The organism is Stenotrophomonas bentonitica (assembly GCF_002887735.1).
GTDB classification, from domain to species: Bacteria; Pseudomonadota; Gammaproteobacteria; order Xanthomonadales; family Xanthomonadaceae; genus Stenotrophomonas; species Stenotrophomonas bentonitica_A.
Map to the genome: position 1 here is coordinate 116,137 of NZ_PKQP01000005.1, position 12,006 is coordinate 128,142.

Genomic DNA, 12,006 nt, shown 5'->3' on the forward strand with positions numbered 1-12,006 from the left:
ATGCTGGGGCCTGCACGGATTCTGCGGGCGCCGGCTGGCGCCGGTGTGACGAGCAAGGCGTCAAGAATCCCGGGCAGCGGCCGCTCAGGTTTGGGGAAACCAGGAAGCGTTTACAGATGAAGTCAGCCTGTCGTTCGGGAAAAGGGTTGCGATGCCCGCGTTGAACCGTGCCCTGGCACGGCCACTGCGGACGTTCGTGTGGCTCGGGGTATCCCTGGGCGTGCTGCTGGGCGCCGGGCTGGTGGCGACGCTGCTCAATGACTGCCAGCGCCGACAGGAAGCCGCGCAGCGCCAGAGCTCGGCGCTGGCCACCGGCGCCCAGCGCCTGCTGCGGCTGGAACTGCGCAACCTGGAGCGGGTGATGCAGGGCATCTCCCGCGATGGCGCGCTGCTCTTCCAGCGGGTGCCGGCGCAGGCACCGGACCTGCTCGATGCCAGCATCGCCGGGGCGCTGCAGCGGCATGCCGAACTGCACAGCATCGTGGTGGTCGACCAGTACGGGCGGGCCCTGACCAGTGGCAGTGGCGACCTGCAGTTGCCGCTCTGGGCGGTGGATGACAACCGCGGCCTGGGCAGCCAGGTTTTCCTCGGGCCGCCGCAGGCGCTGGATGCCGCGCACTGGATCCTGCCGCTGGCGCTGCCGATGGGCGGTGACCGCTGGCTGTTGGCACGGCTGCGCACGGCGGAACTGCAGGCCATCATCGGCGGCATGGATACCGGCGATGCCGGGGTGATCTCGATCACCGACCCGCGGGGCTACGTGCTGGCGCGCAGCCCCGATCCGGTCGGCGTGGTGGGGCGCCGCTTCGGCCTGGCCAGGCGCGAGCTGCTGCGCCGCGATGCCCTGACCCCATTGGGGACCGAGACCAGTGCAGTCGATGGCGTCGAGCGCATCTCCAGCCTCAGCACGCTGGCCCAGTACCCGCTGGCGGTGTACGCCGGGTTGGGCCGGCGCGACGTGCTGGCGGCCTGGTGGCCGTATGTGCAGGCCTCGGTCGGGGTCTACCTGCTGTACTGGGCGCTGTTTGCCGCGGTCTATGTCAGCCTGCGCCGCGCCACCCGCGACCAGGACAGCCTGAGCGAGGAGCTGCGTACCGGCCACGCCGAACTGCGCATGGCCCACCAGGTCGGCAAGGTGTGTACCTGGTACGTGGACGAGGATGCTTGCCTGCTGCGCTGGTCGCCGCTGGCCCGAGAGATTTTCGGCATCGACATCGAAAGCCTGCCCGTCGCGGATTTCTTCGCGCGCGTGCACCACGACGATACCGCGCGCATGCAGCAGGCCTTCGATGCCGCCTTTGCCGGCAGCGGCGTGCTCGATGAGATGTTCCGCCTGGTGCTGCCGGGTGGCGCGACCCGCTGGGTCGCCGCGCGCGGCCAGCGCGTGGCGGTGGTGGACCGCCAGCGCCGCATGATCGGTGCGTTGACCGATGTCAGCGAGCGGGTCGATGCGCTGGCCCGGGTGCAGCAGGCCGAGCGCCAGTTCCGGCTGCTGTTCGACCGCAATCCGGCCCCGTTCTGGGTGTTCGATCCGGACACGCTGCGCTTTCTGGAGGTCAACGAAGCGGCGGTGCGCCAGTACGGCTACAGCCGCGATGAGTTCCTGGCGATGAGCATCCTGGACATCCGCCCGCGCGAGGGTTGGGAGGAGATCCGCGGGGCGATCGCGCAGGCGCGCATCGGCGACGTGCAGGATGCGCAGGTCCGCCTGCACCAGCGCAAGGACGGCAGCGTCTTCGAGGTGCGTGCGCATCTGGCGCGGCTGGATTTCGACGGCCGCCAGGCCTGCCTGGTACTGGCCGAGGACGTCAGCGAGCGTTTGGCTTACGAGCGCGATCTGGCGTACCACGCCACCCACAACCCGGCGACCGGTCTGCTCAATACGCGCGCACTCGCCGCGCAGCTGGACGAGGAGGGCGGGGCGTACACGATCGCGTACGTGCAGTTCCGCGGCCTGCAGCTGGTGTCGGACACGCTGGGCCGCGAAGTCGGCGACGTGGTGCTGCAGGCGATGGCCAAGCGCCTGGGCGGGCTCGGCGTGCGCTACGGGCTGCTGGCGTTCCAGCCCGCCGAGGATTTCATCTTCGCGATCCGCGACGACCATCAGCGCCAGACCGCGCTGGACACCCTGGTGCAGACCGTGTCCGAACCGGTGCGTGGGCAGGACTGGCTCCACCAGTTCGAGCCGCGCATCGGTGTCGCCGTGAAGGCCGGCGACGATGCCAGCACCGCCGAACAGGTGATCGGCATGGCCGCGCAGGCCGCCCACGCGGCGCGCGACGAAGGCAATGTCATCGCCTGGTACGACGCGACCGTCAGTTCGCGCCTGGCCGAGCGGCTGCGCCTGGCCGGCCGCATCCACAGTGCGATCGACACCGAGTTCGAGCTGTATTACCAGCCGATCTGCCACGCCGGCGACAGCAGCCCGGCCGCGCTGGAAGCCCTGCTGCGCTGGCCGCAGGCGGATGGCAGCTTCATTCCCCCGGGCGAGTTCATCCAGCTGTGCGAAGACACCGGGCTGATCCTCGCGCTTGGCCGCTGGGTGATCCGCGCCGCGGCGCAGGCGCAGCGGCAGCTGGTCGACGCGGGCTGGGACCTGCCGATCGCGGTGAATGTCTCGGCGGTGCAGTTCTTCAACAGCGACCTGGTGGCCGAGTTCACCCGCGCCAGCCACGAATTCGGGCTGGCCCGCGGTGCGCTGCAGGTCGAGCTGACCGAAAGCAGCCTGATGCGCAAGCCGGGCCAGGCCAAACAGACCATGCAGCGCCTGCACGAGCAGGGCATCTGCATTTCGCTGGATGATTTCGGCACCGGCTATTCCAACATGTCCTACCTGCAGCACCTGCCACTGGACATCCTCAAGATCGACCGCAGCTTCGTGGCCGACGTGGAAACCAACCCGCGCAATGCCTCGATCTGCCGCGCGCTGCTGTCGCTGGGCCACAGCATGGGGCTGACCATCATCGCCGAGGGCGTGGAAACCCCGGGCCAGCTGCAGTGGCTGGCCGCGCATGGCTGCGACCAGGTGCAGGGCTATCTGCTCGGCCGGCCGATGCCGCTGGCACGGCTCATCGGGCAGCTGGAATCGGTGGAGGCATAGCGGCGCGCGCCATCACGCCAGGGCGTCCACCAGGTAGTCGATGAAACTGCGCACCTTCGGGGCCAGGTGGCTGCGGCTGGTGTACACCGCATGGATGCCCACGCCCGGCACCTGCCACTCGGGCAGCACGCGCTCCAGCCGCCCATCGGCCAGCGCCTCGGCGACCAGGAAATCCGGCTGCACGATGATGCCCATGCCGGCGATCGCGGCCTCGCGCAGCACATCGCCGTTGTTGGCACGCACACCGCCGTGCACGGGCACCGAGACCTCCCCGCGCGGACCGTGCAACTGCCATGCATCGCCGCCGGCCCAGTAGCTGTAGTGCAGGCACTCGTGCGCGGACAGGTCTTCCGGCTGCTGCGGGCGCCCGTGCGCGTCCAGGTACGACGGCGCTGCGCACAGGCTGATCTGCGCGTCGCCCAGCTTGCGCGCGATCAGGGCCGGGCTGGGCTGGCGGGTGATGCGGATGGCCACGTCATAGCCTTCTTCGACCATGTCCACCAGACGGTCGGACAGCGACAGGTCCAGTTCCACCTGCGGGTAGCGCGCGCGGTAACCAGCCAGCAGCGGGCCCAGGCGGGCAATGCCATAGCTGACCGGCGCGTTGATCCGCAGCCGCCCAGACGGCTCCAGCGCCTGCGCGCTGATGCCGGCTTCCAGCGCGTCGAACTCGGCCAGCAGCCGCACGCACTCGGCGTAATAGGCCGCGCCCGTGCTCGTGGGGCTCACGCGGCGGGTCGTACGGTTGAGCAGCCGGGTCGAGAGGCGCTTTTCCAGCGCCGCGATCTGCCGGGTCACCCCGGCGGTGGACAGGTCCAGGGCCTGCGCGGCGGCACTGAAGCCATTGCGCTCGACCACGGCGACAAACACACGCATGGCGTCCAGAGTGTCCATTGTTTCTTTTTCCGAAATAAACAGCGTCGATGCATCGTATTTATTGGCCGATCTGTCCGCAATACGCTGATCTGCAGATCGACCCGTTGGGTCCTGCCATTGGAGTCCGTGATGTCCCGCTTGCCGTCCCTTTATATCTCCCATGGCTCGCCGATGACCGCACTCCATCCCGGTCTGGTGGGCGAGCGCCTGGCCGCGCTGGCGGCGCGCCTGCCGCGCCCGCGCGCGATCGTGATGGCCTCGGCGCACTGGCTGACGCACCAGCCGGCGGTCGGCGGCCACGCCCAGCCGCCCACCCTTCACGATTTCGGCGGTTTCCCGCAGGCACTGTTCGACCTGCAGTATCCGGCCCCGGGCGAGCCCGCGCTGGCGCAGGAGGTCGCGCAGCGGCTGGGCGCTGCCGGTCTGCCGACCGCGATCGATCCACAGCGCGGTCTCGATCACGGTGCATGGGTGCCGCTGCGGTTCCTGTATCCGCAGGCGGACATCCCGGTCGTGCCGCTGGCGATCCAGCCACTGCTCGGGCCGGCCCACCAGTTCGCGCTGGGGCGCGCGCTGGCGCCGCTGCGTGAGCAGGGCGTGCTGTTGATCGGCTCGGGCAGCATCACCCACAACCTGCACGATTGGCGCAGCTACGCGGACGGCAAGGAGGCCCCTTATGTGCGGCCCTTCATCGAATGGGTCGAGCAGCGCCTGGCCGCCGATGACAGCGCCGCGTTGATCGATTACCGCCGCCAGGCCCCGCACGCGGTGCAGGCGCACCCCAGCGACGAGCACCTGCAGCCGCTGCACTTTGCGATGGGCGCCGCCGGTGGCGAAGCGCTCGGTGCGCAGCGCATCGATGCCGGGATCGATGCCGGCTTCCTGGCGATGGACATCTATCGCTTCGATGGCGCCGACGCGCAGCAGCGCGCCGCATGAGGGGCCGGCTGTCCGCCGACTGAGCCTGCCACGCCCCGCGCATTCGCGTGGCGGCGCACGTGTGGTACGTTTTTTCCTGTTTCCGGCGCCGGCTGTCCGCAGCCTCCCCCGCGCTGCTTACTGGAAAATGCATGCATACCATTGAAGTCGTTCTGGCGATGCTGGTGGCGGTGGTCGCCAGCGGCTACCTGGTCCGCGTATTGCCGTTGTCGCTGCCGTTGCCGCTGGTGCAGATCGGGCTGGGCGCGGTCATTGCCGGAGTATTCAACCGCGGCCACGCGCTCGAGCCGGAGATGTTCTTCCTGCTGCTCCTGCCGCCGCTGCTGTTCCTGGATGGCTGGCGCATCCCCAAGCAGGGCCTGTTCCGCGACAAGGGCGTAATCCTGGAACTGGCCTTCGGGCTGGTCGTGTTCACCGTGATCGGCGCCGGCTTCCTGATCCACTGGATGATCCCGGTGATGCCACTGGCGGTGGCCTTCGCGCTGGCGGCGATCATCTCCCCGACCGACCCGGTGGCGGTCAGCTCGATCGCCTCGCGCGCGCCGATTCCCAAGCGGCTGATGCACATCCTGGAAGGCGAGTCGCTGCTCAACGATGCGTCCGGCCTGGTCTGTTTCCGCTTCGCAGTGGCGGCGGTGATGACCGGGACCTTCTCGCTGGCGAATGCCTCGCTGACCTTCCTGTGGGTGGCGGTGGCCGGACTGGCGATCGGCGTGGCGGTGACGCTGGGCGTGTCCACCTTCCAGCGCTGGCTGTGGCGGCGCTTCGGCGAGGAGCCGGGTGCGGCGCTGCTGGTCAACCTGCTGATCCCGTTCGCGGCCTACCTGCTGGCTGAAGAACTCAATGCGTCGGGCATCCTCTCGGCGGTCGCCGCGGGGGTCACGATGAGCTACGTGGAGCTTACCGGCCGCGTCTCGGGCAGCATGCGCGTGCAGCGCACGGCGGTCTGGAACATGCTGCAGTTCAGCTTCAACGGGATCATGTTCGTGCTGCTGGGCGAGCAGTTGCCGGGCATCGTGGAACGCGCGATCAAGACCGTCAGCGAGAGCGGGCACCACAGTGCGTGGTGGCTGCTGGTCTATGTGGTGGTGATCAACCTGGCGCTGGTGCTGCTGCGCCTGGCCTGGGTGTGGCTGTCGCTGCGCTGGAGCCTGCTGCGTGCGCGCCATCGGGGCGAGGCCCGGCAGGGCACCTCCTGGCGGATCGTGGTGGCGACCTCGGTGGCGGGCGTGCGCGGTGCGATCACCCTGGCCGGCGTGCTGACCCTGCCGTTGTTCCTGCCCGACGGCAGTGCCTTCCCGGCACGCGACCTGGTGATCTTCCTGGCCGCGGCGGTGATCCTGATCTCGCTGGTCGGTGCCAGCATCGCGCTGCCGCGCCTGCTCAAAGGCCTGGAACTGCCGGCCGATTCGGGCGAGCGCAAGGAAGAGGACCTGGCCCGCAAGCTGGCCGCCAAGGCGGCGCTGGCCGGCGTGGAGCGCACGCGCCAGCAGCTGGTGCAGAACCAGACCACCGAGAACGTGCAGCTCTACAACGACGCCGCCTCGCGGGTCAGCCTGCTGTACCAGCGCAACCTGGAGAAGGAAGCCGGGCCGGATGCGGATCCGGAGAAGGTCAAGCGCATGGAGCAGGGCTATCGCCAGCTGCGCACCGCGGGGCTGACCGCCGAGCGTGAAGAGCTGTTCCGCCTGACCCGGCGGGGCAAGATCTCCGATGAGATCTCGCGCAGGCTGATCCGCAATCTGGATCTGCTGGAGACGCGGCAACGCGATTGAGGCCGCACCGTGCCACGGGTAGAGCCACCCCATGGGTGGCTGCGCTTCGTCCCTGACGCGAGGGTTCCAATGGGTCCGCGCAGCCACCCGTGGGGTGGCTCTACCCCGCCACACGTGGATCAGACGTCTCCGGCAGACGTCGGATCAGGCGTCCGGCTTCTGATCCAGGAAGTAGGCCACCACGGTGCCCTTGACCTTGATCGTCATCGGGTGGCCGCGGCGGTCGCGGGCCTTGCCGGCCTGCACGCGGATCCAGCCTTCGCTGACCGAATATTCTTCAACGTTGTCGCGCTCGACGTCGTTGAAGCGGATGCCCACGCCGCGCTCCAGCGCAGCGGCATCGTGGAAGGGGCTGGCCGGGTTGATCGCCAGGTGATCGGGAGGGGTATCGCTCATGGTCACAGGATGCTGACGACCACCAAGGCCGTCTTCTGCCGCACAGGATAAACCGCGGCGGGCCCCGCGCCGAATTTCGCTTCCTGCCAACGCCCTTGCACGGCAGAATGCGCCCCTGTCTCCAGGATTACCGGCCATGCCCGACAACAGCGATTATTTCGACTTCGAAGAAGAAGAGCGCGATTTCGACGAGGACGATTTCGAGGCGCGGATCTGGAATCTGTTCGTGCTGATCAACCCGGGCGATGAAGAACTGGCGCTGCAGCAGTTCAACCGCTGGCGCGAGGCGCTGCTGGAAAGCGGCGAGGGCATCGATGGGGACGCCGACTGGCTGCCGCCCATGATGGCCGCGATTGCCTGGCAGTCCGGGTTCGAGGTGGAGCGGGGCGATGCCGATGCGCTGATGTCGGCGGTGAACGAGCTGTCCGCGCGCTGGAACCTGCAGATCGACTGGGGCGGCGACCTGGACGATGAGGACTTCGCGGCGGAGGTGGATGCGCCGATGTTGATGACCACCGCCCACGACCGCCTGCGCGAGCACAACTACGCGCTGTGGAGCGTGGATACCGGCAATGACACGCTGGCCGGCTGGATGGCGCTCAACCGCGATGACGATGCGATGCTGGCGCTGTGCTCGCTGCTGGGCGTGGAAGTACGGCCGGGCAGCGATCCGTTCTGAGGGCGCGATTGCGGGCTGCGTATGCTGACCCACGGTCGGCAGCTACGCCTGATACTGGCTTCTTGCGTTGGCGATCACGGCTTTGACCCGTTCGCGGTCCGTATGTCGTGAGATGGCCTGTGCGCCCAGGGCGATCGCCTGCAGGCGCAGCGGGGCGGGCACGTCGTAGTGCGCGCCGCTGCGGCGGTTCTGGAACGCCCGCCGTGGAATCCCGAGCTGCGCCGCCATGGCGTGCAGCTCGGGCAGGGTGTCGGCCATCAGATGCGCCCAGCGCTCGCCGCGCCAGGGATGTACCGCATCGTCGATATAGACCGTCACCGGATCGCCGTGGCTCAGGCCTGCGGCTTGTCGTCGCTGGCGGCCGGGGCGGCGTCGGCGGCGGCATCGGTGCCGGCCTCGTCTGCCACCTTGGCGTCGTCGCCGGCGTCGGCAGCGGTTTCGGCGTCTTCGCCTTCCTCGCCTTCCTCGCCTTCCACACCTTCAAACTCGGAGACCAGCTGGGCCAGGTACTCGTCGGCGGTCTTGCCTTCGTCGGCGGCCAGGTCGTCGATCAGCTGCTGCAGCTGGGTCGAGTACTCCAGGTTGACCTTGCGACCTTCCTTTTCCTGGACGTTGGACAGGTGCTTGAGCATGGCCAGCATCGGCACCGGGTTGTCGGCGTTGCCCATGGTCTGGCCGCCGATGGCCAGCAGCCACTCGGTGCCCTGCAGGCCGATCGCGGCGACGACCTGGCCTTCTTCGTTGGTCAGCACGGCATGGTTCTGCACCGGCTGCTGGGCGTTGAGGCGGTTGATCGGGCGCTTGGGCTGCTGCTTCTTGCGCTTGTCGCGCTTGGCCTTGGACTGCTTGGACATGGGTGCGGTCTATCTACAAAAGGAAAGACCCATTGTAGTGCCGGCCGCTGGCCGGCTCCACGGATTCCCTGAACTCCCTCTGCTGCTGCCTTCGTCGCGCCCCTTAAGGCGCGACAGCCGGCGCGAGCGTCGCCTGGATATCGGCGTCGGCAGCGGTGGGCGACAGCGCCACTTCCTGCCCGGCGCCGGCCAAGGCCGCCGCTTCGGCTGCCTTGGTCATCACCACGATGCTGATCCGGCGGTTGATGGGGTTGTCCGGCTGCGTGCGGTCGAACAGCACCGAGGAGGACAGCCCGACCACCCGGGTTACCTTGTCCTCGGTCATGCCGCCATCAAGCAGCGCCCGCCGGGCGGCATTGGCGCGATCGGCGCTGAGCTCCCAGTTGCTGTAGCCGTGGGCCGCGTTGTAGGCGGTGATATCGGTATGGCCGGTGATGCTGATCCGGTTCGGCACGTGGTTGATGAACTGCGACAGCTCGCGAAGGATCGCGCGCGTGTAGGGCTTGAGCGAGGCGCTGCCCATGTCGAACATCGGCCGGTTCTGCTTGTCCACGATCTGGATGCGCAGCCCTTCCGGAGTGAGGTCGAGCAGCAGCTGATCCTTGAACGGTTCCAGCGCCTGGCTCTTGCTGATCGCTTCTTCCAGCTCCTGCTTGAGCGCTTCAAGCTGGCGTTTTTCGCGCTCGCGCTCGTCCTGCTGCGGCACGGGCCGGGAGGCCTGCTGGTTCTGGAAGGGATCGTTGCTGTTGCCGCGCGAGATGTCGGTGGCGCCGCCCAGCTTGATCATCGAGGTGCTGGCGCCGCCCGGTCCGGCCATGCCCGGGGCCGGGGTGGAGCTGCTGCCGGCCAGCGGGCTGGGGTTGCGGAAGTATTCGGAGATCGCCGCGCGCTCGGGCTTGCTGGTGGCGGCCATCAGCCACAGCACCAGGAAGAAGGCCATCATCGCGGTCACGAAGTCGGCGTAGGCCACTTTCCAGGCACCGCCATGGTGCGCGGCATGACCGGCTTTCTTGACCCGGCGGACGATGACGGTGGGTTTGGTCTCGGCCATGGCGCTGCCTTACTTGACCGTCTTGAGGTGCTGTTCGAACTCGCTGAAGCCCGGGCGCACGTTGGACGGCAGGGTCTTGCGGGCGAATTCCAGGGCGATCTTCGGGTTGTAGCCGCGCAGGCAGGCCAGCAGGGCGGTCTTGACCGATTCGTAGATGCGTGCGTCCTGTTCGGCGCGCGCTTCCACGGCCGAGGCCAGCGGGCCGACGAAGCCATAGGCCAGCAGGATGCCCAGGAAGGTGCCGACCAGCGCGCCGGCGACGTGCGCGCCGACTTCCGTGATTTCCCCGCCGATCGAGCCCATGGTGATCACGATGCCCAGCACCGCGGCGACGATGCCGAAGCCGGGCAGGCCGTCGGCGACCTTGTTGAGCACCGCGGCCGGCTGCATCGCCTCGCCATGGTGCTTCTCCAGTTCCAGCTCCAGCAGCGGCTCCAGCTCGTGCGGCTCGATGTTGCTGCCGATCATCAGGCGCAGGCAGTCGGTGATGAAGTCGACCAGGTGGTGGTCGGCCTGCACCTTGGGGTAGTTGGCGAAGATGCTGCTTTCGGCCGGGCGCTCGACGTGGTCTTCCAGCGCCATGAATCCTTCGCGGCGGGCCTTGTTGAGCAGCTCATAGAGCAGGCTGAGGACGTCGATGTAGTCCTGCTGCTTGTAGCGTGGCCCCTTGAACACGCCCACGGTGGCCGCCAGGGTCTGCTTCACGGTTTTGACCGGCGTGCCGACCAGGAACGCACCCAGCGCCGCACCGCCGATGATCACCAGTTCGTAGGGCTGCCACAGCGCGCCGAGTTTGCCGTGCGCCCCAACGTAACCGCCGAGCACGCTGAGGATGACGACGAGAAGTCCAACGATGATGAGCATGGGGCCGACGCGGGAAGGGGATACCTCCATGTCGGCCCCTTCACACCCTTTCTGAAGGGGGGCGTTCGCTCGACGTCACACTTTCCCGGATTCAGCCTGCCGGGCCAGCCTCGGCACCACCGCGTTGCAGCGGGTCCGGATAGGCCTGCCCATTGGGGGTGAACGACAACGAGACCGAGTTCAGGCAGTGGCGTTCATGGGTCGGCGGCGGGCCATCGGGGAAGACATGGCCGAGATGGCTGTCACACCGCGCACAGACGATTTCGGTGCGGACCATGCCATGGCTGGCATCGCGGATCTCGCGGACATGGGCCGGATCGAAGGGGGCAAAGAAGCTCGGCCAGCCGGTGCCGGAGTCGAATTTGGTGCTGGAGCGGAACAGCGGAAGGCCGCACAACCGGCAGCCGTAGACCCCGTCCTGCTTGTTGTCCAGGAACACCCCGCAGAACGGCGCCTCGGTGCCGTGGTGCAGGAGGACACGCTGCTCATCGGCGCTGAGGCCGGCCACCAGGGCTTGGCGCTGGGCGTCGGTAGGTGGGGACAGGTCAAAAGCCGTCATAAAGGTTCCCTATTGGTATGGCAGTTAGATTGGGCTTTTGCCTCTCAAGGTACAAGCCGGCGTTCATGGTGCTGATACCCGTGCAGGTGCATGGTGAAGACCTGAACCGCCGCCGGGAGATCACCATGTACCGCCCACGCCGCCTTGCCGCTGCCCTGCTGGCGTTGCTCCCATTGGGCGCGGCCGCGCAGATCGGGCCGCCACCCACCCCCACCGCGACCCGCCCGGTCGTGGCCCCGCCGCCGACCCCCGCGCCCCTGCCGATCCCCGCGCAGCCGGCCCCGGCCGACAGCCTGTCCGGGCAGATGGCGCCGGTGAAATCGTCCTCGCAGACCCAACAGCAGCTGCGCACGCACCCGATCCAGAGCAAAGGCCCGTCGCAGCCGGCGCCGATGCGGGGGCCGGCCGTGCAGAGCAAGGTCTACGACCGAAACGGCCGGATCATTCCGGGGGTCAAGCAGGTGGGCCCCAACCGCGTGCTCGATACCCGCACGGGGCGTTACTACGACGCGGTGCCCAGTGGCGATGGCCAGCAGATAAAACCGTGAGGGCTGCGGCGCTGGGACGCGGAGCATGAATGGTTTACATCGGGCTGCCCGCAGTCATCGCCGTCAACGCACCACCTCACTGTTTTTTCGCCTGTGATTAACCGGATCGGCGGGACCCTGTACCCGCGCCGCAACCCAGCGCATCCCCCGAGGTTTTTCGAGAAGAGTGCAATCATGGCTAACCAGCAGAACCGCAGTCCCGGCAAATCGCCGCAGGAGCAGCAGGGCAGTCAGCAGCAGAACCAGAAGCCCGGCCAGCAGAACCAGCAGCAGTGGGACCAGCAGAATCAGAAGGGCGGCAAGCAGCAGGACCAGAAGCACCAGGACCAGAAGCAGCAGCGCTGATGCGCTTGACGCAATGAACG

At 68.0% G+C, this 12,006-nt stretch carries 13 protein-coding genes; 6 read left to right on the forward strand and 7 right to left on the reverse strand.

Translation table 11 applies throughout. The annotated features are described in order from the left end of the window. Positions 1 to 151: 151 nt before the first annotated feature. Positions 152 to 3,100, forward strand: coding sequence for a bifunctional diguanylate cyclase/phosphodiesterase (locus tag C0R07_RS11395; RefSeq protein WP_102788954.1), 2,949 nt, complete (start codon positions 152 to 154; stop codon positions 3,098 to 3,100). Positions 3,101 to 3,112: 12 nt separating this feature from the next. Here the strand turns inward: C0R07_RS11395 and C0R07_RS11400 are convergent, their stop codons facing one another. After that, positions 3,113 to 3,994, reverse strand: coding sequence for a LysR family transcriptional regulator (locus tag C0R07_RS11400; RefSeq protein WP_102788955.1), 882 nt, complete (start codon positions 3,992 to 3,994; stop codon positions 3,113 to 3,115). A 111-nt stretch (positions 3,995 to 4,105) separates the two neighbouring features. Between C0R07_RS11400 and C0R07_RS11405 the strand changes: the two genes are divergently transcribed. Beyond that, on the forward strand, positions 4,106 to 4,915 hold the full coding sequence (locus C0R07_RS11405) for a dioxygenase family protein (RefSeq protein WP_046272905.1): 810 nt from the start codon (positions 4,106 to 4,108) through the stop codon (positions 4,913 to 4,915). Between the two features lie 131 nt (positions 4,916 to 5,046). Then, on the forward strand, positions 5,047 to 6,690 hold the full coding sequence (locus tag C0R07_RS11410; protein WP_102788956.1) for a Na+/H+ antiporter: 1,644 nt from the start codon (positions 5,047 to 5,049) through the stop codon (positions 6,688 to 6,690). A 144-nt stretch (positions 6,691 to 6,834) separates the two neighbouring features. On the opposite strand, the gene C0R07_RS11415 is transcribed toward C0R07_RS11410, so the two are convergent. Further along, the gene (locus C0R07_RS11415) at positions 6,835 to 7,086 is read right to left on the reverse strand and encodes a DUF3297 family protein (RefSeq protein ID WP_102788957.1); all 252 of its coding nucleotides are present in this window, start codon (positions 7,084 to 7,086) and stop codon (positions 6,835 to 6,837) included. A 136-nt stretch (positions 7,087 to 7,222) separates the two neighbouring features. Between C0R07_RS11415 and C0R07_RS11420 the strand changes: the two genes are divergently transcribed. After that, a complete protein-coding gene (locus C0R07_RS11420) occupies positions 7,223 to 7,765 on the forward strand; it encodes a DUF6630 family protein (RefSeq protein ID WP_102788958.1) in 543 nt (180 codons plus the stop codon). Between the two features lie 42 nt (positions 7,766 to 7,807). Here the strand turns inward: C0R07_RS11420 and C0R07_RS11425 are convergent, their stop codons facing one another. The 5 genes from C0R07_RS11425 to msrB form a co-directional block, all read right to left on the reverse strand. Continuing rightward, positions 7,808 to 8,083, reverse strand: a complete 276-nt coding sequence (locus tag C0R07_RS11425) for a DUF4031 domain-containing protein (protein WP_019185747.1) — start codon at positions 8,081 to 8,083, stop codon at positions 7,808 to 7,810. Between the two features lie 14 nt (positions 8,084 to 8,097). Next, positions 8,098 to 8,619, reverse strand: coding sequence for a hypothetical protein (locus tag C0R07_RS11430; RefSeq protein WP_070471634.1), 522 nt, complete (start codon positions 8,617 to 8,619; stop codon positions 8,098 to 8,100). A gap of 103 nt (positions 8,620 to 8,722) precedes the next feature. Further along, a complete protein-coding gene (gene motB / locus C0R07_RS11435; RefSeq protein ID WP_070471635.1) occupies positions 8,723 to 9,670 on the reverse strand; it encodes a flagellar motor protein MotB in 948 nt (315 codons plus the stop codon). A gap of 9 nt (positions 9,671 to 9,679) precedes the next feature. Beyond that, positions 9,680 to 10,534, reverse strand: coding sequence for a flagellar motor stator protein MotA (motA, locus tag C0R07_RS11440; protein ID WP_019185750.1), 855 nt, complete (start codon positions 10,532 to 10,534; stop codon positions 9,680 to 9,682). Positions 10,535 to 10,625: 91 nt separating this feature from the next. Continuing rightward, complete coding sequence (msrB, locus tag C0R07_RS11445; RefSeq protein ID WP_019185751.1) at positions 10,626 to 11,093, reverse strand: peptide-methionine (R)-S-oxide reductase MsrB; 468 nt, start codon at positions 11,091 to 11,093, stop codon at positions 10,626 to 10,628. Positions 11,094 to 11,158: 65 nt separating this feature from the next. Here msrB and C0R07_RS11450 point away from each other — a divergent pair, with 65 nt between their 5' ends. Together C0R07_RS11450 and C0R07_RS11455 are read left to right on the forward strand one after the other, a co-directional pair. Continuing rightward, positions 11,159 to 11,641 carry a classical arabinogalactan protein 4 gene (locus C0R07_RS11450; RefSeq protein WP_102788959.1) on the forward strand — a complete coding sequence of 161 codons (483 nt, stop codon included), beginning with the start codon at positions 11,159 to 11,161 and terminating at the stop codon, positions 11,639 to 11,641. 174 nt (positions 11,642 to 11,815) lie between these two features. Continuing rightward, positions 11,816 to 11,986 (forward strand): hypothetical protein, encoded by a 171-nt coding sequence (locus tag C0R07_RS11455; RefSeq protein WP_019185753.1) that lies wholly within the window; start codon positions 11,816 to 11,818, stop codon positions 11,984 to 11,986. Positions 11,987 to 12,006: the final 20 nt, after the last annotated feature.